Here is a 24,447-nt window from a genome sequence, read left to right as displayed (position 1 = left end):
TTTACACGGTTTACACAGTTCAGGGCGTGTATCGCCGAGATGCCGCGCAGGGCCTCGTGAAGGCGATCTGCAGTCAGCAGGGCAGGCGCGTTCGCGGCTTCGCGCAAGGCTTGGCCGAGGTTCTGGCGGGCGGAGTCGAGAGGCTGGCGATATGGCATGGCCAAAAGCCTGCGCCCGGCGCTTTGCTGTAGGACAGCGGTTATCGTTCGGGAATGGTGCGGTGTTGGAGTTCAGGGGCGCATTTTGCCGGATGCTGCCCCCCACCCCCTCCCGCTTGCGGGAGGGGAGCTGGTCGTTTTGGCGCAGGGGCCACGTGTACTACCCCGTCGCCCCGGCGCAGGCCGGGGCCCATGAGCCATCGTCTCAATCTGACGTTGCGTGTGATCAGGGATGTAATGGACCCCGGCCTTCGCCGGGGTGACCAGGTTGGGGCGATTGGCGCGAACCGGACCTAGATCAACGAATCCTGCAGCACTGCTGCGCGCAGTTCTTCGATGCCCATCTTCTTTTCCGACGAGGTGACGAGCACTTCGGGATAGGCGGCCGTGCGCTTGCGGGCGGCAGCGATGGTCTCGGCGGTCACCGCCTCAAGCTCGCTTGCCTTGATCTTGTCGGCCTTGGTCAGGACAACGCGATAGCCGACGCCTGCTTCGTCGAGCATCTGCATCATGTCCTCGTCCACGGGCTTCACGCCGTGGCGGCTGTCAATCAGCAGGAGGGTGCGCTTGAGGACGACGCGCCCGCGCAGGAAATCGCGGACCAGCCGGCGCCACTGCTCGACCACCTTGGGCGGAGCCTTGGCGAAGCCATAGCCCGGCATGTCGACCAGGCGCAGGCGCGTCGGCTCGCCCACTTCGAAGTAGTTCAACTCCTGCGTGCGCCCCGGCGTGACCGAGGTGCGCGCAATCGACTTGCGCCCGGTCAGCGCGTTGAGCAGCGACGACTTGCCGACATTCGAACGGCCGGCAAAGGCGATCTCGGGCACGTCCGGATCGGGCAAGTGCTTGAGCGCAGGGGCCGACTTGAGGAACTCGACGCGCCCCGCAAAGAGGAGGCGCGCCTGTTCGATCAATTCGGCGCGTTCGGCTTGTTCTTCAGGTGTCACCGCGTTTTCGGCTTCCGGTTGGCAGCAGGCTTCTGCTCACGCGCGACCGAGCGGTCGACATCGAGCTGGTCCTTTTCGGCCTGGGCCTTCAACTGCGGGTGCTTGCTGTAGAGGTACTTCTGCTGCGCGATGGTCAGGATGTTCGAGGTGATCCAGTAGATCAGCAGGCCCGCGGCGAACGGCGCCATCACGAACATCATCATCCACGGCATGATCGCGAAGACCTGCTGCTGTGCGGGGTCCATCGCCGTCGGCTGCAGCTTGAACTGCGCCCACATGGTGATGCCCAGCAGGATCGCCAGCACGCCAATCGCAAGGAAGCTCGGCGGCGTGAACGGCAGCAGGCCGAACAGGTTGAGCACGTGCAGCGGATCGGGCGCGGACAAGTCCTTGATCCACAGCGCGAACGGCTGGTGCCGCATTTCGATGGCCAGCGTCAGCACCTTGTACAGCGCGAAGAACACCGGGATCTGCAGGAACATGGGAAGGCAGCCGGCCAGCGGATTGACCTTCTCTGTCTTGTACAGCTCCATGATCTTCTGCTGCTGGGTCTGCTTGTCGTCCTTGTAGCGTTCCTGCAGCGCCTTCATCTTGGGCTGCAGCGCGCGCATCGCCGCCATCGAGGCGAACTGGCGCTGGGCGATCGGGAACATCACACCGCGCACGATCAGCGTCAGCAGGATGATCGCCACGCCGAAGTTCTTGACCAGCTTGAACAGCGAATCGAGCAGCCAGAAGATCGGCTTTTCGAACCAGCGGAACCAGCCCCAGTCGATAGCCAGGCTGAAGTTGGTGACGCCGGTCGCTTCGTACTTTTCGAGGACCGAGTTTTCCTTGGCGCCGGCAAACAGGCGGACGGTCTGGCTCTGTGCCTTGCCCGGCGCGATGGACACGCCGGGATAGATCAGGTCCGCGCGGAACACGTTGTTGCCGAGCGAGCGCACCGCACCTTCAGCCTTGGCACCGGTATCGGGAATCAGCGCCGACAGCCAGTAGATGTCGGTAAAGCCGATCCAGTTGGTCGTGCCCTTGAGCGGAATCACCTGCCCCGGGGCTTCGGTTACCGTGGAATAGTTGTTGTCAAAGTTGACCGAGCCATCCAGCGCCGCAATCGGCCCCGAATGCAGCTGCCAGGTATCGAGGCTGGCCGTCTTGTCGGTACGGTTGACCAAGGCGAACGGCTTGACCACGACCGGCGCGGCGCCGGTGTTGGCGACGCTCTGCGTTGCGGTGATCATGTAGTCGGCGTCGATCGAATACTTGATCGCGAAAGTCTGGCCGGTGGCGTTGCTCCAGCGCAGCGTGACCGGGGTCTGCGGCGTCAGCCTTGCGCCCTCCGCCGTCCACACCGTGTTGGCATCGGGCGTGGCGACGCCTTCGCCGACCCAGCCGATCTGGGCATAGTGCTGCGCGGGCGTGCCGGCAGGCGAGAACAGGCGCACCGGCGGGCTATTCTTGTCAACGCTTTCACGGTGACGGACCAGCGTCACGTCATCGACCAGCGCACCCTTGAGGTTGATCGAGCCCTTGAGGCCCGGCGCGTCGATGACGACGCGGTTGCCTGCGGCGAGTTCGGCGCGCAGGTCCTTCTTTTCCAGCGCGATGTCGGCCGCGTTCTGCAGGCCGCCTTCGCGCGTTGCCTTGGGCTTGGTGCCGTCAGTGCTGGCAGGCGCGGTTGCTGCAGCCTGCGGCTTGGCTGGCGGCGCCGGGTAGAACCAGCGCATGGCCGCTTCCCAGCCGATCAGCAGCAGACCCGTCAGGATCACTGCCATTATGACGTTGCGCTGATTCTGCACCGTGTTCGCGTCCTAGATCTTGAAGTCGTGTGGGGTGAGGAGACTTGGCTAAGGTACGGGATCATAGCCGTGCCCACCCCAGGGATGGCAGCGCAATAGCCGCTTCGCCGCGAGCCAGCCACCCTTAATCGCGCCATGCTTTTCCAGCGCCTCGATCGCATATTGCGAACACGAAGGGCTGTAGCGGCATGAAGGCGGGAGCACGCGGGAGGGGCCGAGCTGCCAGCCGCGGGCGATGAGGATGAGCAGGCGCTTCACTTGCCCCTTCCCGGATTGACACGGGCGCCGCCGCGCTTGCGGGGCGGGTCGCCCTTGCCCTGCGCGGCGCGGGACAGCGCTACGGCCAACTCCTCGCGCAGCAGGGCAAAATCGCGCTCCACCCCACCTTCGCGGCCGATCATCACGTGGTCAGCGCCGGCAATGCCGGCATCGGGCAGGGCCTCGCGCAGCAGGGCGCGGAAGCGGCGCTTCATCCGGTTGCGGACGACCGCGTTGCCGATCTTCTTGGTGACGGTGACGCCGAAGCGGAGGTCGGCCTCGTCAGCGGGCACCACGTCGCGGTTCACCAACAGCACGAATCCGGGCCTTGCGACCCGGATCCCGCGATTGGCAGCAACGAAGTCTGCCCGTTTCCGGATTGTGGCGATTCGGGTCATCCCCGCCTTCGCCGGAACCGGATTTATGCTGAAAGGCTCAGGCCGACAGCTTCTTGCGGCCACGCGCACGGCGGGCGGCAAGAACCTTGCGACCACCGACAGTGGCGGTGCGGGCGCGGAAGCCGTGGCGGCGGGCACGCACGAGGTTGCTGGGCTGGAAAGTGCGCTTCATGGCTTTTCTCTTCTATATCGAATCTGTGGACAGGCACTTGCCGCAGGGCAAAGCGCCGGAATCAGGGGGTGGCCGATAGGCGACAAGGCGATTTGCGTCAACCCTGCAGGCAAAGGCGCAGGCGCTTCAATATGTTGCCCAGTGTGAAGACGTTGCTGATGCAAGCCTTAGGGTCTAGGCCCCCCTGATGAACAGGGAAACCGAATCCCTCCTCAAGGAGATGAGGCTGCACTGGTGGCAACGCGCCCCGCGAATTCCGACGCTGGCGCTGTTTGCCGTCGTCGCGCTGGCGCTGATCGGCACGTTCTCGCTGATCATCGCCACGGTCGAGGTTGAACGCACCCAGCGCCAGCAGGCGGCCCGCACCAGCGGCATCATCGCCTCGCTCGACGAGATCGTGCGCGCGACGATGAGCGGCGAGACCGGACAGCGCGGCTACTTCATCACCAGCGACACCCGCTACCTCGAACCCTACCGCGAAGGCCAGGGCCGCTATGCCGCCGGAATGCGGACATTGCGCGACCGCATGGGGCCAGACCTGCCGGCAGAGCAGGCCAATCTCGTAGCCGAGATCGCGCGGCTGGGCGATGCCAAGTGGGCCGAGATGGCGGGCGTGGTCGACCTCGTCGAACAGCGCCGCATTCCCGATGCCCATGCGCGCCTCCTGTCAGACGAAGGCCAGCTTGCCATGAACGGGTTGCGCAAGGCCGTGGCCCGGCTGGAGGATATCGAGCGCGTGCGCCTCGATCAGGCGGCGCAGCGTGCGGCCAATGCCGAGGCGCGCATCCTGCCCTCGCTGGCTGCGCTGTTCGTGGTGATCGTCTGCGCACTGGCGCTGGGGCTGTGGCAGGCGATTCGCAAGGCCGAGGCCGAGGCCCTGGCCGAAGGCGCCGCCGCCATCGCCGAAGCGCGCGACCGCGCCGACCTGCTCGCCAAGGAGCTCAACCATCGGGTCAAGAACCTGTTCGCGGTGATCCTCGCCATCGTGAAGATGAGCGCGCGGGGTGATGCTGCTGCCGCCCCGGCGGTTGATCGCATCGCCAAGCGCATCCACGCGCTCGTCACGGCGCACGAGGTTACGCAAGGGTCGGGCAAGGACCAGACGGTCGACCTTGCCGAGCTGATCGGCAAGGTCATCGCGCCTTATCGCTCATCAAGCGAGCGCTGCGAACTGGATGGCGGCACGGTGAACCTGCCGGGCCGGCACGCGGTGCCGCTTGGCCTTGTCCTGCACGAACTGGCGACCAATGCCGTGAAATACGGCGCCTGGTCCGCGCCCGGCGGCCTGCTGCGCATCCGCTGGGAGCGCGAGGACACGCGTGCCAAGGTGATCTGGGAAGAGATTGCCGCCAGGGAAGCGACGGCGCCGACAGAGCAAGGCCGCGAAGGCTTCGGCTCGGCGCTGATCCGTTCGTCAGAACGCCAGCTGGGCGGCACCATCGTCCGCCGCTTCGCAGAGCGCGGCATCGTCGTGGAGATGGACTTCACGCTGGAAGGCGGAGAAGCCTGAACCTCTCCGCCCGCGTTGCCGTCAGCCGTGCTTGGATTCGCGCAAGGGCGTGACCATGCCCGGAGTGATGAAGCCCAGCGGCCCCGGATTCATCGCGCGCTTCTTGAGCTCGCCCTTCATCCGGCCGTACTCTTCCTCCATCTGCTCGGTCACCGTTGCGCGTGAGGCATCAAGCGCACCCGCAAAGTCCTCCGCAGTGACCTGATCGACATTGCCGCCCGCGCGGCGAATGGCGTTCAGGCCAGCGCGGCGCACCACGTCTTCGAGATCGGCACCGGTAAAGCGCTCGGTCGCCTGTGCGATCCGCCCGAGGTCCACATCGCCTGCCAGCGGCATGTTGCGGGTGTGGATGCCAAGGATGTGCTCGCGGCCCGCGACGCTCGGCGTGCCGACGTATATCAGCTCGTCGAAGCGGCCGGGGCGCAGCAGCGCCGGGTCGACCAGGTTCGGCCGGTTGGTCGCACCGATCAGCACCACCGACTGCAGTTCCTCCAGCCCGTCCATTTCGGCAAGGATGGTGTTGACCACCCGCGCCGTCACGTTCGGTTCGCCCTGCCCGCTGCCGCGTGCCGGAACGAGGCTGTCGATCTCGTCGATGAACACGACGCAGGGCGCGACCTGTCGCGCGCGCGCAAAGAGCCGGGCAATCTGCTGCTCGCTCTCGCCGTACCACTTGCTGAGCAGGTCGGACGACTTGATCGCGATGAAGTTGGCTTCTGCCTCCTTCGCCACGGCCTTGGCCAGCAGGGTCTTGCCGGTGCCGGGCGGACCATAGAGCAGGAAGCCCTTGGCCGGACGGATGCCGAGGCGGTGGAAGGCCTCGGGGTTCTTCAGGGGCAATTCCACGCCTTCGCGCAGCTTGTCCTGCGCATCATCGAGCCCGCCGATGTCGGCCCAGCCGATGGTCGGCGCCTGCACCATGACTTCGCGCATCGCCGATGGCTGCACGCGCTTCAATGCCTGCAGGAAGTCATCGCGCTCCACGCGCAGGTTGTCGAGCACGTCCTGCGGGATCGTCTGCTGCTCGAAATCGAGCTGCGGCATGATCCGGCGCACCGCCTCGATCGCCGCCTCGCGCGACAGGGCGGCAAGGTCGGCGCCGACAAAGCCGTGCGTCGTGCGGGCCAGTTCCTGCAGATCGACATCCTCGGCCAGCGGCATGCCGCGGGTATGGATGCCGATGATCTCGCGGCGACCACTTTCGTCGGGCACGCCGACGACGATCTCGCGGTCGAACCGGCCGGGACGGCGCAGCGCCTCGTCAATCGCGTCGGGGCGATTGGTTGCAGCGATCACGACGAGGTTGGAGCGGCTATGCAGCCCGTCCATCAGCGTCAGCAACTGCGCAACCAGCCGCTTCTCCGCCTCGCCATGAACCTCGCTGCGCTTGGGCGCGATCGAATCGATCTCGTCGATGAAGACAATGGACGGCGCGTTGCGGGTCGCCTCCTCGAACACCTCGCGCAGGCGCTTCTCGCTCTCGCCATAGGCCGAACCCATGATTTCGGGACCGTTGATGGTGAAGAACGAGGCGTCGCTTTCATTGGCAACGGCGCGGGCAAGCCGCGTCTTGCCGGTGCCCGGCGGGCCATGCAGCAACACCCCCTTGGGCGGATCGACGCCTAGACGCGTGAACAGTTCGGGATAGCGCAGCGGTAATTCGACCATCTCGCGCAGCTGGCGGATGGTATCGCCCATGCCACCAACGTCGTCATAGTTGACGTCGGCGCGGCTCGAACGCGGCTCCTCATATTCGGGCCGCAGTTCGACTTCGGTGTTCTCGTCGATGTGGACCACGCCCTTGGGGCTGGTCGAGACCACGGTCAGGCGGATCTGGGTCAGCGCGAAGGCAGGCGCATTGAGCATCTGGCGCAGCTGTGGCGGCATGTCGGTGCGGTTGACCTGCTGCTGCCCGGCGGTCGCCACCAGATCGCCGGTCACCAGCGGACGCCCGGCAAAGTTGCGCTTCAACGCCACGGCCGGTCCTTGCAGGCGCAGTTCCTTTTGCGCGGGCGCGAAGACCACACGCTGCGCAGGCCGCGAATCGATCTTGCGCACTTCCACGTGCTCACCCGAGCCGACATCGGCATTGGCGCGCTGGAGGCCATCGAGGCGGATCAGTTCCAGACCCTCGTCCTCGGGATAGGGCTGGATAACCCGCGCCGCGGTGGAGCGCTTGCCGACGATCTCGATGACGTCGCCTTCGGTCACGCCCAGCTGCGACATCACGTGCCGACTGATGCGGGCAATGCCGTGGCCGCTTTCTTCCTGACGAGCACCCGCAACCTGAAGGCGCACGGTGCGCGCATCGGTCCGGGCTTCGGTTGCCGCATCTGCCATGAGCTTTTTGAAATCCCCTTGAGCTATCGACAAGTTCCGATGTGGGAACCGGCGATCAGGATTTCAAACGCGGGAGGGCTGCGAAGGTTGCGAGATGCGTGGAGCCGCCCGGAATGCGGGCAAAAAAAGACCCGGCAGTTGCCCGCCGGGTCGGAAAGTTTTGGGAGAGGATGCCTGAAAGGCAGGATCTGTATGCATTGCACACCAGAATTGTGCAATTGCGAAATGGTCTGATTTGGTTGCAGTTTTTGCAATTTACTCGATAAGTCGCTGTTTAGCAGGGATTTTGCAGTCGTTACATACGCAACGATACCGGATCGTTCCGTTCGCAATTGTTTGCACCCGTGCCTGGTGAATCTCCGTTGTGCAGCGCACAAGCGTGATTTGGATAGGTTCAGCGCGCGCAGCCGCGCTGGGTGTCGTTGCCGATTCGCCGGACCACGGTGAGGGGATAGACTGTGTCCGACATGCCGTCGGAGCATGACCCGGCACTAACCTCAAGCACCAGCGCCTTTCCCCCAACCTCGCCTGAAAGTATCGCCTTTCCGGCAATATCCTGGCGCTTCACCGGCACGGTCAGGCCTTCGGGCTGCTCGGGCGTCGACCATGAGAGCTTGTCGGCTTCAACCCGCGCAGACCAGAACGGCTCGGTACCAATAGCGCGAAAAGAAGGTGGAACCGGCGCCGGAGCCGCAGCCGCAGCTTCGGTGGCCACGAGCGCAGGCGGCTCTGCAGGGGCTGTGGTTTCAGAATTGGCTGCGACTGCACTTTCACTCGCCGCGCTGGTCGGTCCGCTTGCCGGCTGCGGGGAGCAGGCACCAAGCGACATAGTGACCAGCAGGGCGAGCGCGGACAGCGAGCGGGTGGTTTTCATGTCCGCACTCTGGCCCGCACTCAGGCCGCGGCGCAACCGCGGCCCAGTCGTCAATGCGCCAGCAGCAGCGGTATCTGCGACCGGTCGAGCATATCGCGCGACACGCCGCCCATCAGCAGTTCGCGAAGGCGGCTATGTCCGAACAGGCCCATGACGACGAGACCGGCCCCGAGACTGCGAGCGCATTCCTCGATCGTGAACGCGATCGAGCCGTTGCGCTCCTGTTCGTGCACTTCGGCATGGATTCCGTGGCGCGAAAGATAGCAGGCCGCATCGACCGCCGGGAAAGTGTCATCCTTCTCCCGCACGGTGAGGATGTGCACAGACTTTGCCATGGCCAGGAACGGCAAGGCTGCGCGCAGGGCGTTGGCGGATTCGTGCCCGCCGTCCCAAGCGATGAGCGCCGGTGCCGCAAAATCGAGCATTGGCACTCCGCGCGGCACCGCCAGCACGGGGCTGCGCACGCCAAGCACCAGTTCCTCGATGCTCGGATCGTCGAGAGTGGCCACGATCAGGTCGGCAAAGCGCGCGGCGGCAGCGGCGGCTTCCACCCGGCCGTTGTCGTCGATGGTGACATCAAAGGCCACGTCCTGCGGGGCCAGCCGGGCATCGAGTTCGCGCGCAAAGGCCTCGTCGGCCTCGCGCGCCTCGTTGATTGCGGCAGCGGAAATGGCGGCACCGCCGAACGGCTCCCACGCCGCCATTTGCGCGAACGGAGTCGCGATGACGAAGGTGACGTGCCCTCCGGTCTCGCGGGCCAGCGCCAGCGCGGTTTCAACGCGGTCGTTCAGGGTTTCGGACTTTTCGACGGGGCAAAGAATGGAGCGCATCGGGATCCTCCTGTCCTTCAATGGAAAAAGCCTGCCCCCGCCGCTGCCAGGTTACGATGATCCACATCAAAATGGAGGAAAAATCCGATGGTCTTGTTCGATTTCACCGATCGGTTAAGGCTGCTCCGGCATAAAGGGAGGCAGGATGGCTTACGCAGCGGTGATTTTCGATTTCGGCGGAGTGATCACCTCCTCCCCGTTCGAGGCGTTCAACCGGCTTGAAGCGGAACGGGGCCTGCCGCAGGACTTCGTCCGCTCCGTCAACGCCCGCAACGGCGATACCAACGCCTGGGCGTTGTTCGAACGCGCCGAGATAGACAGCGCCGAGTTCGACCGGCGCTTTGCCGAGGAAGCCCGCGCGCTTGGCCATGAACTCGACGGCGCGTCCGTCCTCGCCGTGCTGGCAGGCGCGGTGCGTCCGGCGATGGTGTCGGCGCTCGACCGGCTGAAGGCAGAAGGCTTTCGGCTGGGCTGCATCACCAACAACGTGCCTGCCGGCCACGGCGCCGGAATGGCCCGCAGCGCCGATGCACATGACGAGATGGAGCAGATCTTCGCCCGCTTCGAACACGTCATCGAAAGCAGCAAGGCGGGCGTGCGCAAGCCCGACCCGCGCATCTACCTGATGATGTGCGAAGCGCTCGGCCTTGCGCCGGCGCAATGCGTCTACCTCGACGACCTCGGCATCAACTGCAAACCGGCCGCCGCGCTGGGGATGCAGGCGATCAAGGTGACCAGCGGCGAACAGGCGCTGGCCGATCTCGGGCAGGTTCTCGGCCTTTCCTTTTGAGGCGCAGCGCGGCTAGGTTGAAGGCATGACACCCGTAGAACTCAAGGCCCTCGTCCGCACCGTGCCGGACTTTCCCGCACCCGGCATCCTGTTCCGCGACATCACCACGCTGATCTCGCATGGCGCCGGGCTTGCCGCCAGCATCGGCCACCTGGCGCGGATGGCGCAGGACGCAGGTGCCGAGGCCATCGCCGGGATGGAAGCGCGCGGCTTCATCTTCGGTGCTGCGGTTGCGGCGCACATGGGCCTCGGCTTCGTGCCGGTGCGCAAACCCGGCAAGCTCCCGGTCGAGACCATCGGCATCGACTACGCGCTGGAATACGGCCGCGACCGCCTCGAAATAGACCCCACTGCCATTGCGCAAGGCCAGCGCGTGGTCATCATCGACGACCTCATCGCCACCGGCGGCACCGCCCTTGCCGCCACGGAACTCCTGCGCTCGGCAGGCGCCAGCGTGACCCACGCCCTCTTCGCGATCGACCTGCCAGACCTCCACGGCGCCGCCCGCCTGCGCGACGCTGGGCTAACAGTAGAGGCGCTGATGGACTTCCCGGGGCACTGAAGCGCCCCGGAAGCGCCACTCACTCCACCAGCATCAGCGCATCGAGCGCCACCACGCCCTCGCCTTGGGGATGCAGGATCACCGGGTTGAGGTCGATCTCGCGGATCGAGGGTTCGGCGCGCAGGACTTGGCCGACCTTGACGATCAGTGCAGCGAGCGCGGGCACATCCAAAGCGGGCGAGCCACGGTAGCCGCTGAGCAGCGCGGCGCTCTTGAGCTTCATCAGTTCGGCCTCGACCGCCGCTTGCGTCAGGTCGGCGGTCAGCAGGCGCACGTCTTGCAGGATTTCCGCGGTCACGCCGCCGAAGCCTGCGAGCACGACCGGGCCCCATTCGGGATCGTTCTTTGCGCCGACGATCATCTCCATGCCGCGCTTGCCCATCGCTTCGATCAGCACGCCGTCCAGGCGGATCGACGCGGAATAGGCGGCGACATTGGCGTGGATGCGGTCCCATGCCTCGCGCACCGCAGCGGCATCGGCGAGGTTGAGGATCACGCCGCCGGCATCGCTCTTGTGGCCGAGGGCTGCCGCCTGCGCCTTCATCGCCACCGGATAGCCGACGGCATCGGCAGCGGCGACCGCGGCATCGGCGCTGTCGGCAAAGCCGCCCTTGGGGAAGCTCACGCCCAGCGGACCGAGCAGTTCCTTGGACTTGTATTCCGGGATCACGCCATGAACATCGGCGAGGCCGGGCAGTGGCGTTGGGGGAAGATCGTTGGCGGAAAGGTCCTGAGCGGACCAGTGCGTCAATCGGGTCACGGCACGCAGTGCGCGTTCGGTGGTGGGGAACCACGGAATGCCTGCCGCCCGCAGCGCGGCGATGCGCTCGGCCGGGACCTCGGCGCCTTCGTCGAGCCCGGCGAAGATCACCGGCTTGTTGAGCGTGCGGCCCTCGACCGCGGCAAGGATCGGCGGGAACTTGATCTTGCAGGTGATGGGTTCGGCCTGGATGATCCCGGCGAAGACCGTACCGACGCGGTCGTCGTCAAGCAGCGCCTCGATGCAGCGGGTGTAGATCGCGGGCTCCGAAAGCCCCTGCGCGGTGATGTCGAGCGGGTTGGAGACCGGCACGAACGGCGGCAGCGCGGCGCGCAGCAGCGGCGAATCCTCGTCGTGCAGATCGGCCAGCGGCAGGTCGAGCTCTTCGGCGAGGTCGAGCGTCAGCGCCTTGAACGCGCCGGATTCGCCCAGCACCGCCGTCTTGCCCGAAGGCAGCGCCGCACAACGCACCGCGATCTCGGCAATGTCGCCCAGTTCTTCGAGCGTTTCGGCAAAGATCACGCCGGCGCGTGCGACCATGGCCCGCATCAGCTTGTAGTCGCCCGCCATGGCGCCGGTGTGCGTGGCGGCCGATTCGCGTGCCGCACTCGACTTGCCCGGGTGGAGCAGGACCACCGGCTTGCCGGCTGCCTTTGCCCGCCGCGCCGCGGCGAGGAACGCCTGCGGCTTGCGGAACTGTTCGACGATCATGGCGATCACGTGCGTGTCGTCCTGATCGACCAGCCAGTCGACGTAATCCTCGACCCCGCTGGCCGCCTCGTTCCCGGTCGAGACCGAGTAGGACACGCCCGCATCCCGCGCGAGCAGCATCGTGCCCAGCACAGCCGCCATCGCGCCCGATTGCGAGACGATGCCGATCGCCCGCTTGCCCGCCGGCGGCACGGCGTTGGTTTCGACGAAGGTCAGCGGAATGCGATCGACATAGTTGACGAGGCCCAGGCAGTTCGGCCCTTCGACGACCATGCCCGCCTCATGCGCGATACGCGCAATTTCGCGCTGTTCGGCAAGGCCTTCCTCGCCGCCCTCGGCAAAGCCCGCGGAGAAGATCACCACGCCGCCGCACTTGCGCGCCGCCAGACCCTTAACCGCATCGAGCACGCCCGCGCGCGGGATCGCCAGCACGGCCACGTCCACGCCTTCGGGCAGCGCATCGACCGAAGCGTAGCAGCGCTTGCCCATGATCTCGTCGCGCTTGGGGTTCACCGGATAGACCGCGCCGGCATAGCCGTTGCGGTCGAGGTTGGTCAGCAGCGTCGCGCCAAGCGCGCCGGGCTTGTCCGATGCGCCAACGACGGCAACGGACTTCGGGCGCAGGAAACGATCAAGCGCAGCGTGGGCCAACGCACTTTGGGACAGACTCGCAACAACGGCCATGGCATCCTCCGATTTCGCTATGCGCTATAACAATTATCGGAAGGACGGCAAGTGGGCTGCTTCAGGCTTGCACGACCCTTTGGTGCAGGACGCCAAACGGGGCGCGGCCCGAAGCGTCGACCGCTTCCATCCGCACGGTATCGCCAAAGGCCATGAATGCGGTCTTCGGTTCGCCCTCGTCCAGCACTTCGATCCCGCGCCGCTCGGCAATGCAGGACGAGCCGATCTCGCGGAAGTTTGCATTGGAGACCGTGCCCGATCCGATCACCGTGCCCGCCACCAGATCGCGCGTGCGCGCCGCGTGGGCGACGAGTTCATGGAAGCCATAGCCCATGGCGTGGCCATTGGCCGCGCCGAAGCGCTTGTCGTTCCAGTCAACCAGCAGGTCGAGGCAGACACGCCCGTCCTTCCATGCATCGCCGAGGTCATCGGGCGTCACGGCAAAGGGCGCCATCGCGCAGGCCGGCTTGGCGCCGACCCAGCCGAAGCCGGTTTTCATTTCCGGCCCGGCGAGCGTGCGCAGCGACCAGTCGTTGATCTGCACGACAAGGCGGATGTGCTTCATCGCTTCGGCAGCACTCGTGCCCATTGGCACTGCATCGACGATCACGCCGAACTCGCCCTCGAAATCGATGCCCAGGTCGGTAGACGGGAAGCGCGCTTCCGTGCCGGTGGCCATGAAGGTATCGGACATGCCCTGGTACATCAGCGGCACGTCGGTCTTGGGCTTGGTGATGCCGAGCACCGCGTCCATCAGGTCGCCATGGCTCTGGAACGCCGAACCATCGAGCCATTGCCACGCACGCGGCAGCGGCGCGAGGAGCTTGGCCTCGCCCAGTGTTTCGGGAAATTCGGCGATGGCCTGCAATGCCGGAGCGAGTGCTTCCCAGCCCTCGACCAGTTCCTGCAAGGTGGTAGCGGGAGCATAGGCGAAGGCATCGCCCTGTTGCGAGACGACGATCAGCCGCCCGTCACGAGTACCGTTGTCGATTGTGGCAAGGCGCATGTCATTCTCCCGATGCTGTCTTGCCTGACGCCTAGTCCGCGCGCGGCGAGACAGCAAAGGAATGGTATTTATTGCCCGGTATCCACGCCGTGAATGCATCGTGCCTTATTGGCGATTGCTCTCAAACGCTGGCAAACCAGATCACGTGCTTTGCGCCCTTGCCATTGGTCCGCGCGCGCACTTCCACTTCATCGACATTGAACCCTGCCGCCTTGAGACGCTGGGTAAAATTGGCATCCTTAGCCGCCGACCAGATCGCCAGCACGCCGCCGGGGCGCAGGGCGTCCATCGCAGTGCGCAACCCGCGCATCGTGTAGAGCCGGTTGTTCTTGGTGCGCACCAGCCCGTCCGGCCCGTTATCGACATCAAGCAGGATCGCATCATATCCCGTGCCGCCCACCGACAGCGCATTGGCGGAGATAACGTCGGCCACGTCAGTCATGACCAGCCGCACGCGCGGATCGTCGAGGCAACCGGCTTCGAGCTCTGCCATCGGGCCCTTGGCCCACTGGATGATCTCGGGCACCAGCTCGGCCACGGTCACGTGCGCGTCGGCCGGCAGCTTCTCCAGCGCGGCGCGCAAGGTAAAGCCCATGCCATAGCCGCCAATCAGCATCGCGGGCCGCTGCGCCTTGGCGATCCGGGCGATGCTCTGCACCGCCAGCGCGATCTCCGAACCGTTCTGCCGCGTGCTCATCAGTTCGTTGTGGCCGAGCACGATCATGAAATCGCGGTCGTGCTTGTAGAGCTTCAGCTCTTCGCCATCGGGCACCGGCGCGGTGCCGAGAAGTTCGCGTGCTATCATGGCCCCGCCCTAGTCTGCGGGAACCGCAGCGACAAGGCGCACGTTGCTTGATCCGACGGATTCGGAGAACCACGATGCGCAAGATGATGCTCATGGCCGGTGTCGCCGCCCTCGCGGCCAGCGTCCCGGCCCTCGCCCAGGGCAATGGGAACGGCAAGGGCGGCGGCGGCCCAACCAAGGCCGAGAAGATGGATCGCGGCGGCCAGAAAGGCCCCGACAAGGCCAAGGGTCCCGACAAGCGCGCCGAGATGCGCCCCGACAAACCCCGCGGCAACGACGCGCGGCAGACGCCCCAGCAGGCCATGCGCGGCAACGATGACAAGAACCCCGGCAAGGGCCCGGACCGCGACAACAGTGCGAAGGGCTTCGACAAGGTCGAACGCCAGGCCAGCCGCGGCCCTGAAGATCGGGTTGATCGCGTTGAGCGCGGGGACGACCGCAACGTCATCCGCGTGGCAAGCCGCCAGTGGCAGGACGGCCGCTATCGTTACGACGACAGCCGCTTCCTGATTCCGGTTGCGAGCGATTGCCCTCCCGGCCTTGCCAAGAAGAACAACGGCTGCCTGCCTCCGGGCCAGGCTCGCCAGATTCAGGCCCCGCGTAGTTGGGGAGACTGGTATCCGGTGCGCTACCTCGGCAATGATTACGATTGGCGCTACGGCAACGGTTATATGTACCGCGTGGGCGATGGCGGGCTGGTTTCGGGCCTCGTGCCCCTGCTCGGCGGCGCCCTGTTTGGCGGGCAGGTCTGGCCGACGCAGTACAACGACTATGCCGTGCCCAGCTATTACGACCGCTATTACGGCTTCCGCGACGGCTATGACTATCGCTACGCGCAGAACGCGATCTTCGAGGTCAATCCGCAGTCCAACGTGATCGAAGGCATTGCCGCCCTGCTGACGGGTGATCCGTGGGCAGTGGGCCAGCCGATGCCCGCAGGCTATGACTTCTACAACGTGCCGCCTGACTGGCGCGGCCGCTACGCAGACACGCCCGACAGCTGGTATCGCTACAGCGACGGTTATGTCTACGAAGTCGACCCGACCACACAGCTGGTCCGCGCCGTGATCGAACTGATCGCCTGACCTGCACTCGAAAACAAAAGGGGATTTCCATGGTGCGCCATACAATGATGGGGACCGTGCTGGCGGTCGCGCTCGCCCTTGCCGGGTGCGGAAAGAGCGACGTGCCCGAGGCCAAGGGCAGCGGGGCGGTTGCCGAGGCGTCGAGCAAGGACCTGTTCGACGCCTTGGACGACAGCAGTGATCTTTCGGAATCGGCCAAGCTGGTGAAGGCGGCGGGGCTCGAGAAGACGTTCGAAGGCGTCGGCAGCTACACCCTGTTCGCGCCGACCAACGAGGCGATCGCGGCCCTGCCCGAGGCCGACCGCAAGGCGCTGGAAAGCGAGGACGGCAAGGTGCAGCTCCTTGCGCTTGTGAGCCAGCACCTCTCTCCCGGCTACGTCGCGCGGGCCGATCTTGACCAGGGCATCGAGCGCGCCAACGGCACGGTGCGCCTTGCCAGCCTTGGCGGGCAGCCGCTCACGCTCACCCGCAGCGGCGATACCATCCGCCTTGGCAGCGGAGACGACGCGCCCAAGCTGGTGGGCGAGCCGATCGTCGCGCGCAACGGCGTGATCTATCCGATCGACCGCGTCCTGCCCGCGCCGCAGTAACGGCCTTGGCGGATCATTCCGCCGTGAAAGGATCGGGCAAGAATTGCGACAAGGCGGTGCAACTGGACGAACAGATCACGGTTGCACCCTTTAACTGATCGGTTAAGCTCCCTCGCAAATGGCGGCCTGAGTCCGCCAGATGCGAGAGGAACAGGCCGGTGCATTTCCACCCCAAGTATCATGCCGCCCGCAATCCCGATCGCGCCGCCGTGATCATGGGTGGCAGCGGCGAAGTGGTCACTTATGCGCAGCTGGAAGCCAAATCGAACCAGTTCGCGCAGCTGTTGCGCTCGCGCGGGCTCCGGATCGGCGATACCATTGCGCTGTGCCTGGAAAATCGTGCCGATTTCTTCGCGCTGGCCTGGGGGGCGCAGCGGGCTGGCCTTGTCTACGTCGCAGTCTCGTGCCGCCTCGCCGCGCCCGAGATTGCCTATATCGCGCACGATAGCGGCACCCGCCTCCTGATCGGTTCGGCCTATACCGCGCCGGTGCTTGACGAAGTGGCGAAGCTTGCCCCTGACGTGCCGCAACTGCGCTTCGATACGCAAGGCCCGCTTTCGCTCGACGCCGCGCTCGCCGCACAGCCTGCCACCCCCATCGCTGACGAGCGCGCCGGGTGCGACATGCTCTATTCCTCGGGCACCACCGGCAAGCCCAAGGGCGTGCGCATTCCCCTGCCCGAGGACCCGGAGATCGGCGCGGTCAACTCGCTGATCGGCATCGCCTCCCAAGCCTTCGGCATCACAGGAGATGCCGTCTATCTCTCGCCCGCGCCGCTCTACCACGCTGCGCCGCTGCGCTGGTCGATGACCATCCACCGCATGGGCGGCACGGTCGTCGCGATGGAGAAGTTCGATCCCGAGCACGCGCTGGAACTGATCGAGAAGTACAAGGTCACCGACAGCCAGTGGGTGCCGACGCATTTCGTGCGCATGCTCAAGCTGCCCGAGGACGTCCGCACGAAGTACGATACCTCCAGCCTCAAGTGCGCGATCCATGCCGCTGCGCCCTGCCCGGTGCCGGTCAAGCAGGCGATGATCGAATGGTGGGGTCCGGCGTTGCGGGAATACTACGCGGGCACCGAAGGCAACGGTTTCACCTTCATCGCCAGCGAGGAATGGCTGCAACGCCCCGGCTCGGTCGGTCGCGCCCTGCTCGGCACGATCCGGATCTGCAACGAAGAGGGCGACGAGGTGCCGCCGCGCACGGAAGGCCAGGTGTTCTTCGAAGGCGGCAGCCCGTTCAGCTACCACAACGATCCCGACAAGACCCGCGACGCCACCAACAAGCACGGCTGGACCAGCCTTGGCGACGTGGGCTGGGTTGACGAGGACGGCTACCTGTTCCTGACCGACCGCAAGAGCTTCATGATCATCTCGGGCGGCGTGAACATCTACCCGCAGGAGATCGAGAACCTGCTGGTCACGCACCCGAAGGTGGCCGACGTTGCCGTGATCGGCGCGCCCGATCCGGACATGGGCGAGAAAGTCGTTGCGGTCGTCCAGCCGCGCGACATGGCCGAGGCTGGCCCGGCGCTTGCGGCCGAGCTGACCGAGTGGCTCAATCCGCAGCTTTCGCGCGTGAAAATGCCCCGCCAGATCGACTTCCGCGAGGAGTTGCCGCGCGAACCTACCGGCAAGCTGTTCAAGCGCCTGCTGCGCGATGAGTACAAGCAGGCCTGGGAAGCCGCGCAAGCGGCCACGGTCTGAGGGAGGACACGACAATGGCAAGCGTTCCGGTGGTTCCGGCCGAAGTGGGCCGCGCCGTCATCGACCCCAAGTCCTACGGCACGTGGGACCCGCTGCTCGACCAGTTCGATGCCCTTCGCGCTTCGGCGCCGGTTGCCCGCGTCGTTGCGCCCCAGGACGAGCACGAACCGTTCTGGCTGGTTTCGGGCTTCGACGAAGTGATGAAGGTCAGCAAGGACAACGCGACTTTCCTCAACCGGCCCAAGTCGGCCGTCTTCACCCTGCGCGTCGGAGACATGCTGGCCCGCTCGATCACCGGGGGCAGTCCGCATCTGGTGGATTCGCTGGTGGCCATGGATGCGCCCAAACACCCCAAGCTGCGCCGCCTGACGCAGGACTGGTTCATGCCCAAGAACCTGTCGAAACTGGATGGCGAGATCCGCAAGATCGCCAGTGAATCGATCGACCGGATGCTGGCGGCGGGCGAAGAGGGCGACTTCATCCCGCTCGTCGCCGCGCCCTATCCGCTCCATGTCGTCATGCAGATCCTCGGCGTGCCGCCAGAGGACGAGCCGAAGATGCTGTTCCTGACCCAGCAGATGTTCGGCGGGCAGGACGAGGACTTGAACAAGTCCGGACTCAAGAACTTGCCGCCCGAACAGATCAGCCAGATCGTCGCCGGCGCCGTGGCGGAATTCGAACGCTACTTCGCGGGGCTTGCCGCCGAGCGCCGCCAGAACCCCGGCGAGGACGTCGCCACGGTGATCGCCAATGCCGTGATCGATGGCGAACCGATGAGCGACCGCGATACCGCCGGCTATTACATCATCGTCGCCAGCGCCGGGCATGATACGACTTCCGCCTCCTCGGCGGGCGCGGTGCTGGCGCTGGCCCGCGATCCAGACCTGTTTGCCCGCGCCAAGGCGGACCGCAGCCTGCTGCCCGGCATCGTCGAGGAAGCGATCCGCTGGACCACGCCGGTTCAGCACTTCATGCGCACCGCCGCGCGCGACACCGAGCTGGGCGGCCAGCAGATCGCGCAGGGCGACTGGCTGATGCTCAACTATGTCGCAGCCAATCACGATCCTGCGCAGTTCCCCGAACCGCGCAAGTTCGACGCCACGCGCCCGGCCAACCGGCACGCCGCTTTCGGCGCAGGCTCGCACCAATGCCTCGGCCTGCACCTCGCCCGCCTCGAAATGCGCATCCTGCTCGATGTGCTGCTCGACCGGGTGGAGAGCCTTGAACTGGCAGGAGCCCCGCGCCGCGTGAACTCCACTTTCGTCGGCGGATACAAGGCGCTGCCGCTGCGCTGGAAGGCGGCGTAAGCGCAGGTGACAATCGGCAGCACCGGCCCCACAATGCGCTGGTGCTGCACTTCCTTCCCCGCCCACTCCATCGCACCGTGCTGCGTGTCACCCATGCCGCGCGGCTGTGGTACTGGCGTATCACGCGCAAGCGGGTGCGTGGCTGCAACGTGATCGCGGCCAATGCTGCGGGCGAAGTGCTGCTTGTCCGTCACAGCTACCACGCGCGCGACACGTGGATGCTGCCCGGCGGCGGGCTTGGCCGTGACGAGCGCCCGGAAGCGACCGCATCACGCGAACTGTTCGAGGAAACCGGCTGCCGCCTTGCGGCGCCGCGTCACCTCGGCACTGTCTTGCTGGACCGCAAGGGCTGGACCAACGCCATCGAACTGGTCGCGGGGACCACGGCAGACCTGCCCGCCCCAGATGGCCGCGAGATCGAGGAAGCGCGCTTCTTTCCGGGCCGCGCGCTCCCTGCAAACACCAGCGGTCCGGTGCGCGAGATGATCGCGCGCTGGCTGTCCGATCAGAACGGCAGTTCGGCCTGAAGCACCGGGGGCGCAGCACCTGCGTCGCCTTCCTCGGCCTCTTCACCCTCCAGCGCCGAAAGCGTGAGGCCCATCAGCCGGATCGGCTTGGGCAGGGGCAGTTGCGCATCGAGCAGATCGCGGGCGAGGGCTGAGAACTCTGCCTTTCCGGCGATCGGGCGTGGCAGGGACCTGGCCCGCGTGCAGGGCGTGAAATCATTGAACTTCATCTTCAGCGTGATCGTCCGCCCGGTCGCTCCGCTGCGCGCAATCCGCTCCCACACGATTTCGATGATTCGCTCCAGCGTCTCGCGCAGAGCGGGGCCTGAGGAGATGTCCCGCTCGAACGTCCGCTCCCCGCCGACCGACTTGCGCGGTCGGTCCGCCTTGACCTGCCTGAGGTCAATCCCCCGCGCCGCGCGATAGAGATAGTCCGCCGAACTGCCGAAGTTGGCGCGCAGGAAGGCGAGGTCCTTGGCGCGCAGGTCAGCCCCCGTCTCGATCCCCAACTTCGCCATCTTCTCCGCGCCGCGCGGCCCGATGCCGTGAAATCGCCGCACTGGCAGCGAGCCCACGAACTGCGCCCCCTCGCCGGGGCGGATCACGCACAGGCCATCGGGCTTGTTCTGGTCGCTGGCCAGCTTGGCGAGGAACTTGTTGTAGGACACCCCGGCGCTGGCCGTCAGCCCGGTCTCGGCCTTTATGCGCTGGCGGATCAATTCGGCGATGCGCGTCGCGGACCCGATCCCGCGCACGTCGTCGGTCACGTCAAGGTAGGCCTCGTCCAGCGATAGCGGCTCCACGTGCGGCGTGAAGTGCAGGAAAACGCTGCGGATCTGCTGTGACACCGCCTTGTAGACATCGAAACGCGGCTTCCTGAAGATCAGGTCCGGACACAGTTGCACTGCCCGCGCCGACGGCATGGCCGAGCGCACCCCGAACTTGCGCGCTTCGTAGCTTGCTGCCGCCACCACGCCTCGCCCGGACGATCCGCCGACGGCCACGGGCAGCCCCCGGATCGAGGGATCATCGCGCTGCTCGACGCTGGCGAAGAAGGCGTCCATGTCGACGTGGATGATCTTGCGCAAGGCAATCGCCTGACGGTCAGGCTCGTCATGGTCTCGCGCAAGTTCCATGGCGACACGATACTCCGTTTCGCATTGCAACATAAACCCGGTTTTGGGGATGGGATTTGAAGCCGTTCTCGTTCAAAGGGTGATTATGCCCACTAACGATTCCAATACCCTGCGCGCGCCGCGCACGATGGGCGAGCGTGAGACCATCGCGATGATGGCGCTCGTCATGGCGATGCAGGCGCTCGCCGTCGACGCCATGCTGCCTGCGCTTGGCGACATTGCGACGGATCTTGGCGTTGCCGATCCCAACCGCCGCCAGCTTGTGGTCGGCACGTTCCTGCTCGCCTCGGGCTTTGCCTCGCTGGTGCCCGGATCGCTTGCAGACCGCTATGGCCGCCGCCCGGTCCTGCTGACCTGCATGGTGATTTACATCCTGTTCTCGCTGGCCTGCGCGCTTGTCACGTCATTCGACGGCATGCTGGCGATGCGCGTGGGGCAAGCGATCGGCTGCGGCGGGCTTGCCGTTCTGCCGGGCGCAATCATCCGCGATCGCTTTTCCGGCGACCAGATGGCCAAGCAGATGTCGATCATCTCGGTCATCTTCATGGTCGTGCCGATGCTTGCGCCAAGCATCGGGCAGGTCGTGCTGCTGTTTGCCGGTTGGCGCTGGATCTTCGTGCTGCTGGCGGTTCTGGCCACGGGCATGGCGACATGGCTTTACATCCGCCTTCCGGAAACACTGCACCCCGAATATCGCCAGCCGATCCGCCCGATGACGATTGCGAAGAACATGGCCGGTGCCGCCACGAACCGCTCGGCCATCGGCTACGTGCTGGGCGGTTCGCTCACCTTCGGGGCGATGATCGGCTACGTGAACTCGTCGCAGCAGCTGGTCGGCGAACACTTCGGCGCGGGCAAGATGTTCCCGGTGCTATTCGGCTTCTCCGCGCTGATGATGGCCTGCGCCAGCTTCTCCAACTCGCGCATCGTCGAGCGCTTCGGGGCGCGCCGCGTTTCGCACACGGCGGTGATCGCGTTCATCCTCGTCAGCGCGTTGCAGACTTACTCCTCAAGTCTGGAAGGGCAGACGCTGTGGCAGTTCATGCCGCTGATGATCACCAACATGATCCTCATCGGCTTCATCGGCGCGAACTTCGGCTCGATCGCGCTGCAGCCGTTCGAACGGACGGCAGGCAGTGCAAATTCGATGCATGCCTTCCTGCGCATGGTGATCGGTTCAGTCATCGGCATCTTCGTCGGCCAAGCCTATGACGGCACGGCCCACCCCCTTGCTCTGGCGCTGCTGACGGCGGGCGTGCTCAGCCTGCTGCTGGTGCTGTTCAGCGAGAGGGGCAAGCTGTTCCGCCGCCTTCATCCCCCGGGCACGCCGCGCCCGATCGTGCTGGAGCATTGATCTGAACCTCGCCACTGGCGAGGTTCGTGCGGCACCGGCCCGTAAAATCCGAAGCGCAAGTTTCTGATCACGAAACCCTCAGGCGCGCAGGCTCAACGCATTCTCTGAAATCAGCGCCAGCGCCTGAGCGGCTGCTTGTGGCCGGCCCAGATGGTAACCCTGCATAAGCCGGATGCCGAGCGCGCGCGCCGTGCTGGCCTGCAGTTCGTCCTCGACGCCCTCGATTGTGCAGTCAATGCCAAGCTGCCAGGCGAGCGAAACGATGGTGCCGACCAGCGAACGCGCGCCCGGGTCATTCGCAAGAGCGCGGGACAGCTCCTGATCGATCTTGATCATGTCGAGCGGCAGGCTGTGGACCTGGTTGAGACTTGACCAGCCTGCGCCGAAATCGTCCAGCGCGATGCGGAAACCTCGCGCGCGGAATGCCAGCAGTTGGGCTTCGGCGCGCTTGGGATCTTCGAGCAAGGCCCGTTCGGTAACTTCGAGGATGATCGAATGCGGTGGCGCGCCATGCTCTTCCACCAGACGTGCAAGAGCCTCGGCCGTGCCAGTCCGCATCACGTCGCGAGGGCTGAGGTTGATCGCCAGCCAGCGTCCATAGTGCCACGCCGGGCATTCGGCCAGGGCGCGCGCCAGCACCATCCGGGTCAGTTCGCCGGTCCGCCCCGTTGCTTCGGCAAGCGACATGAATTGCCCCGGTGCGAGCCAGCGTTCGCCATCCGGGCTCCAGCGCACGAAAGCTTCGAGGCCGATCACGCCCCCGCTCTCGGCATCGAAGACCGGCTGGTAGACGAGCTTGAGCCGGTCAGCGAGATTGCTTTCGTTGAACAGGCGGGTGATTGCGGCGCGATCCTGCAGTTCGGCCTCGTCATCCGGGCTGAACACGACAACGGCGCCGTCGGAAAGCTCCTTGGCCTTGTAGAGCGCGGCGTCGGCCCGTTCGAGGCAATCGCTGACGCTCCGGCCGTCCATGCGGTGGACGCCAATGGACCCGGAAAAGCGCAGGACCGCCCCACCGTGCAGCACCGGGGCGCGCAGCGATTCCGAAAGCGCCGTGCCGATCGCGAACGCTGCTATGTGATCGAGCGAGGGATCGAGAACAGCCGCGAATTCATCGCCGCCAAGCCGACCGAAACAGCGCACGCGCTCCATTCCGCCAAGCCGATTCGCGACCGCCTGAAGCACCGCATCGCCTGCCGCGTGGCCATAGGTGTCATTGATGTGCTTGAACCCGTCGAGGTCGATCAGAGCGAGCCAGGCCCGCTGCACACCCTTGCCGCCCCGTTCGATATCCTCGGCCAGCCGATCGAGAATTGCACGACGGTTGAGGCCACCGGTCAGGGGGTCGATGGTTGCCTGAAGCAGGTTCTCCTGCGCCAGTCGGGCCGCTTCACGCTCTCGCCGGGCCAATTGCTGCCGCGACAGTTCAAGCCGCACGAAATCGCGATGATGACCGTTGGTGATGAGCAGTAGCAAGGTCGTCACCACCACTTGCACCAGCACGACCATGACCGCGTTGGGATGGCCGCTGAAGAGGATCTGGCCCGAGGTCGGGATAGTGGTCGCAATCGCGATGCGCAGCGCCGTCAGCGGCGAATGGCCCAGCCCGAGAATCCCGGAAAACAGCGTTACGGCAAAGATATAATGGATAAATGATTGCGCTTCCCAATCGCCGTAACTGTAGAGCACCATACCCCACAGGGCGAACAGGAAACTGGCAAAAGCGCCCAGCCAGCTCATCGATGCAAGATCGCGCCGAAGCACTGCCGTTGCGCGCTGCTCGACCGCAGCCGGCCGCCAGTAATAGGCCCGCCGCAGCGCAAAAGCGCTCAGGAAAATAGGTCCCGGCGCGATCAGCCAGCTCGGCGCGATGTCGCGAAACCGGAAGGCCACCAGAAGCATGTCGAAGACGACGACGAGGTACAGCAATGGCAGGCGATGCGACAGGCTTCGCGCATAGGCGAGGGTGAAGTTGTCACCCTCGCGCTGCTTCCAGCTGGAGGTGTAGGGACGCGCATTGCGCAGCAAACGGCCGAAGCGCCGTCCGCGAGCGAATAGACTGCGCAACCCGGTGAACATGGCTGCGGGGATACCATCAAGGCAGTTAACAGCGCGTAAGGGTCACTGCCAAATTGGGTCTATCTGGCGTGGCAAATCAT

Annotated in this window: 22 protein-coding genes; 9 read left to right on the top strand and 13 right to left on the bottom strand. The window is 65.5% G+C overall.

Annotation, left to right across the window (positions count from 1 at the left end; translation table 11 throughout):
* Nucleotides 1-451: 451 nt before the first annotated feature.
* Genes yihA through rpmH form a run of 5 tightly spaced genes read right to left on the bottom strand, consistent with a single transcriptional unit; the run spans nucleotide 452 to nucleotide 3,729 of the window.
* Entirely contained in the window at nucleotides 452-1,105 is a 654-nt protein-coding gene (gene yihA, locus ACZ1JY_RS12740) for a ribosome biogenesis GTP-binding protein YihA/YsxC (RefSeq protein ID WP_118072451.1), read from the bottom strand.
* Complete coding sequence (gene yidC, locus ACZ1JY_RS12735; protein WP_118072452.1) at nucleotides 1,102-2,901, bottom strand: membrane protein insertase YidC; 1,800 nt, start codon at nucleotides 2,899-2,901, stop codon at nucleotides 1,102-1,104. Before yidC ends, yihA begins: the two co-directional genes overlap by 4 nt.
* A 48-nt stretch (nucleotides 2,902-2,949) precedes the next feature.
* Nucleotides 2,950-3,159, bottom strand: coding sequence for a membrane protein insertion efficiency factor YidD (yidD, locus tag ACZ1JY_RS12730; protein WP_084278662.1), 210 nt, complete (start codon nucleotides 3,157-3,159; stop codon nucleotides 2,950-2,952).
* Nucleotides 3,156-3,557 carry a ribonuclease P protein component gene (rnpA, locus tag ACZ1JY_RS12725; protein ID WP_118072453.1) on the bottom strand — a complete coding sequence of 134 codons (402 nt, stop codon included), beginning with the start codon at nucleotides 3,555-3,557 and terminating at the stop codon, nucleotides 3,156-3,158. The genes yidD and rnpA overlap by 4 nt, the downstream gene beginning before the upstream one ends.
* Before the next feature lie 37 nt (nucleotides 3,558-3,594).
* Nucleotides 3,595-3,729, bottom strand: coding sequence for a 50S ribosomal protein L34 (gene rpmH / locus ACZ1JY_RS12720; protein ID WP_039336437.1), 135 nt, complete (start codon nucleotides 3,727-3,729; stop codon nucleotides 3,595-3,597).
* 187 nt (nucleotides 3,730-3,916) lie between these two features.
* Between rpmH and ACZ1JY_RS12715 the strand changes: the two genes are divergently transcribed.
* Nucleotides 3,917-5,239, top strand: a complete 1,323-nt coding sequence (locus ACZ1JY_RS12715; RefSeq protein WP_465129509.1) for a sensor histidine kinase — start codon at nucleotides 3,917-3,919, stop codon at nucleotides 5,237-5,239.
* A gap of 21 nt (nucleotides 5,240-5,260) precedes the next feature.
* On the opposite strand, the gene ACZ1JY_RS12710 is transcribed toward ACZ1JY_RS12715, so the two are convergent.
* From ACZ1JY_RS12710 to ACZ1JY_RS12700, 3 genes are all read right to left on the bottom strand, one after another.
* On the bottom strand, nucleotides 5,261-7,579 hold the full coding sequence (locus tag ACZ1JY_RS12710; protein WP_465129508.1) for a CDC48 family AAA ATPase: 2,319 nt from the start codon (nucleotides 7,577-7,579) through the stop codon (nucleotides 5,261-5,263).
* A 394-nt stretch (nucleotides 7,580-7,973) separates the two neighbouring features.
* Nucleotides 7,974-8,453 carry a COG3650 family protein gene (locus tag ACZ1JY_RS12705; RefSeq protein ID WP_465129507.1) on the bottom strand — a complete coding sequence of 160 codons (480 nt, stop codon included), beginning with the start codon at nucleotides 8,451-8,453 and terminating at the stop codon, nucleotides 7,974-7,976.
* A gap of 50 nt (nucleotides 8,454-8,503) precedes the next feature.
* A complete protein-coding gene (locus ACZ1JY_RS12700) occupies nucleotides 8,504-9,283 on the bottom strand; it encodes a universal stress protein (RefSeq protein ID WP_118072457.1) in 780 nt (259 codons plus the stop codon).
* 145 nt (nucleotides 9,284-9,428) lie between these two features.
* On the opposite strand from ACZ1JY_RS12700, the gene ACZ1JY_RS12695 reads away from it, so the two are divergent.
* A complete protein-coding gene (locus ACZ1JY_RS12695) occupies nucleotides 9,429-10,073 on the top strand; it encodes an HAD-IA family hydrolase (RefSeq protein ID WP_465129506.1) in 645 nt (214 codons plus the stop codon).
* Between the two features lie 25 nt (nucleotides 10,074-10,098).
* The gene (locus ACZ1JY_RS12690; RefSeq protein WP_465129505.1) at nucleotides 10,099-10,635 is read left to right on the top strand and encodes an adenine phosphoribosyltransferase; all 537 of its coding nucleotides are present in this window, start codon (nucleotides 10,099-10,101) and stop codon (nucleotides 10,633-10,635) included.
* 19 nt (nucleotides 10,636-10,654) lie between these two features.
* Here the strand turns inward: ACZ1JY_RS12690 and ACZ1JY_RS12685 are convergent, their stop codons facing one another.
* The 3 genes from ACZ1JY_RS12685 to ACZ1JY_RS12675 all read right to left on the bottom strand — a co-directional run bounded on the left by ACZ1JY_RS12685 (nucleotide 10,655) and on the right by ACZ1JY_RS12675 (nucleotide 14,601).
* The gene (locus tag ACZ1JY_RS12685) at nucleotides 10,655-12,790 is read right to left on the bottom strand and encodes an acetate--CoA ligase family protein (protein WP_465129504.1); all 2,136 of its coding nucleotides are present in this window, start codon (nucleotides 12,788-12,790) and stop codon (nucleotides 10,655-10,657) included.
* Nucleotides 12,791-12,851: 61 nt separating this feature from the next.
* A complete protein-coding gene (locus ACZ1JY_RS12680; RefSeq protein ID WP_168903025.1) occupies nucleotides 12,852-13,796 on the bottom strand; it encodes a fumarylacetoacetate hydrolase family protein in 945 nt (314 codons plus the stop codon).
* Between the two features lie 121 nt (nucleotides 13,797-13,917).
* On the bottom strand, nucleotides 13,918-14,601 hold the full coding sequence (locus ACZ1JY_RS12675) for a spermidine synthase (protein ID WP_465129503.1): 684 nt from the start codon (nucleotides 14,599-14,601) through the stop codon (nucleotides 13,918-13,920).
* A gap of 74 nt (nucleotides 14,602-14,675) precedes the next feature.
* Between ACZ1JY_RS12675 and ACZ1JY_RS12670 the strand changes: the two genes are divergently transcribed.
* The 5 genes from ACZ1JY_RS12670 (at nucleotide 14,676) to ACZ1JY_RS12650 (ending at nucleotide 19,819) form a co-directional block, all read left to right on the top strand.
* Nucleotides 14,676-15,686, top strand: coding sequence for a hypothetical protein (locus ACZ1JY_RS12670; protein WP_465129502.1), 1,011 nt, complete (start codon nucleotides 14,676-14,678; stop codon nucleotides 15,684-15,686).
* A gap of 29 nt (nucleotides 15,687-15,715) precedes the next feature.
* Nucleotides 15,716-16,276, top strand: coding sequence for a fasciclin domain-containing protein (locus ACZ1JY_RS12665; RefSeq protein ID WP_168903028.1), 561 nt, complete (start codon nucleotides 15,716-15,718; stop codon nucleotides 16,274-16,276).
* A gap of 158 nt (nucleotides 16,277-16,434) precedes the next feature.
* Nucleotides 16,435-17,985 carry an acyl-CoA synthetase gene (locus ACZ1JY_RS12660; RefSeq protein WP_465129501.1) on the top strand — a complete coding sequence of 517 codons (1,551 nt, stop codon included), beginning with the start codon at nucleotides 16,435-16,437 and terminating at the stop codon, nucleotides 17,983-17,985.
* A gap of 14 nt (nucleotides 17,986-17,999) precedes the next feature.
* Nucleotides 18,000-19,292, top strand: a complete 1,293-nt coding sequence (locus tag ACZ1JY_RS12655) for a cytochrome P450 (RefSeq protein WP_465129500.1) — start codon at nucleotides 18,000-18,002, stop codon at nucleotides 19,290-19,292.
* 41 nt (nucleotides 19,293-19,333) lie between these two features.
* A complete protein-coding gene (locus tag ACZ1JY_RS12650; protein ID WP_465129499.1) occupies nucleotides 19,334-19,819 on the top strand; it encodes an NUDIX hydrolase in 486 nt (161 codons plus the stop codon).
* On the opposite strand, the gene dinB is transcribed toward ACZ1JY_RS12650, so the two are convergent.
* Entirely contained in the window at nucleotides 19,798-20,934 is a 1,137-nt protein-coding gene (gene dinB, locus ACZ1JY_RS12645) for a DNA polymerase IV (RefSeq protein ID WP_465129498.1), read from the bottom strand. The two genes, ACZ1JY_RS12650 and dinB, sit on opposite strands and share 22 nt — an antisense overlap.
* Before the next feature lie 85 nt (nucleotides 20,935-21,019).
* Between dinB and ACZ1JY_RS12640 the strand changes: the two genes are divergently transcribed.
* Nucleotides 21,020-22,288 (top strand): multidrug effflux MFS transporter, encoded by a 1,269-nt coding sequence (locus tag ACZ1JY_RS12640; protein ID WP_465129497.1) that lies wholly within the window; start codon nucleotides 21,020-21,022, stop codon nucleotides 22,286-22,288.
* Nucleotides 22,289-22,366: 78 nt separating this feature from the next.
* On the opposite strand, the gene ACZ1JY_RS12635 is transcribed toward ACZ1JY_RS12640, so the two are convergent.
* On the bottom strand, nucleotides 22,367-24,367 hold the full coding sequence (locus ACZ1JY_RS12635) for a putative bifunctional diguanylate cyclase/phosphodiesterase (protein ID WP_465129496.1): 2,001 nt from the start codon (nucleotides 24,365-24,367) through the stop codon (nucleotides 22,367-22,369).
* Between the last annotated feature and the right edge of the window lie 80 nt (nucleotides 24,368-24,447).

This window comes from Novosphingobium sp. BL-A-41-Hi4B-X5A (genome assembly GCF_055521705.1).
Note: the sequence above shows the minus strand (reverse complement) of the source record. Positions and strands in the feature narration are given on the sequence as shown.

Coding starts and splice junctions, on each gene's coding strand:
- ACZ1JY_RS12675 (WP_465129503.1), bottom strand. CDS start 14,601: ATGATAGCACGCGAACTTCTCGGCACCGCGCCGGTGCCCGATGGCGAA.
- ACZ1JY_RS12685 (WP_465129504.1), bottom strand. CDS start 12,790: ATGGCCGTTGTTGCGAGTCTGTCCCAAAGTGCGTTGGCCCACGCTGCG.
- ACZ1JY_RS12680 (WP_168903025.1), bottom strand. CDS start 13,796: ATGCGCCTTGCCACAATCGACAACGGTACTCGTGACGGGCGGCTGATC.
- ACZ1JY_RS12635 (WP_465129496.1), bottom strand. CDS start 24,367: ATGTTCACCGGGTTGCGCAGTCTATTCGCTCGCGGACGGCGCTTCGGC.
- ACZ1JY_RS12690 (WP_465129505.1), top strand. CDS start 10,099: ATGACACCCGTAGAACTCAAGGCCCTCGTCCGCACCGTGCCGGACTTT.
- dinB (WP_465129498.1), bottom strand. CDS start 20,934: ATGGAACTTGCGCGAGACCATGACGAGCCTGACCGTCAGGCGATTGCC.
- ACZ1JY_RS12715 (WP_465129509.1), top strand. CDS start 3,917: ATGAACAGGGAAACCGAATCCCTCCTCAAGGAGATGAGGCTGCACTGG.
- ACZ1JY_RS12670 (WP_465129502.1), top strand. CDS start 14,676: ATGCGCAAGATGATGCTCATGGCCGGTGTCGCCGCCCTCGCGGCCAGC.
- ACZ1JY_RS12665 (WP_168903028.1), top strand. CDS start 15,716: ATGGTGCGCCATACAATGATGGGGACCGTGCTGGCGGTCGCGCTCGCC.
- rpmH (WP_039336437.1), bottom strand. CDS start 3,729: ATGAAGCGCACTTTCCAGCCCAGCAACCTCGTGCGTGCCCGCCGCCAC.
- ACZ1JY_RS12700 (WP_118072457.1), bottom strand. CDS start 9,283: ATGCGCTCCATTCTTTGCCCCGTCGAAAAGTCCGAAACCCTGAACGAC.
- ACZ1JY_RS12705 (WP_465129507.1), bottom strand. CDS start 8,453: ATGAAAACCACCCGCTCGCTGTCCGCGCTCGCCCTGCTGGTCACTATG.
- ACZ1JY_RS12710 (WP_465129508.1), bottom strand. CDS start 7,579: ATGGCAGATGCGGCAACCGAAGCCCGGACCGATGCGCGCACCGTGCGC.
- ACZ1JY_RS12640 (WP_465129497.1), top strand. CDS start 21,020: ATGCCCACTAACGATTCCAATACCCTGCGCGCGCCGCGCACGATGGGC.
- ACZ1JY_RS12655 (WP_465129500.1), top strand. CDS start 18,000: ATGGCAAGCGTTCCGGTGGTTCCGGCCGAAGTGGGCCGCGCCGTCATC.
- rnpA (WP_118072453.1), bottom strand. CDS start 3,557: ATGACCCGAATCGCCACAATCCGGAAACGGGCAGACTTCGTTGCTGCC.
- ACZ1JY_RS12695 (WP_465129506.1), top strand. CDS start 9,429: ATGGCTTACGCAGCGGTGATTTTCGATTTCGGCGGAGTGATCACCTCC.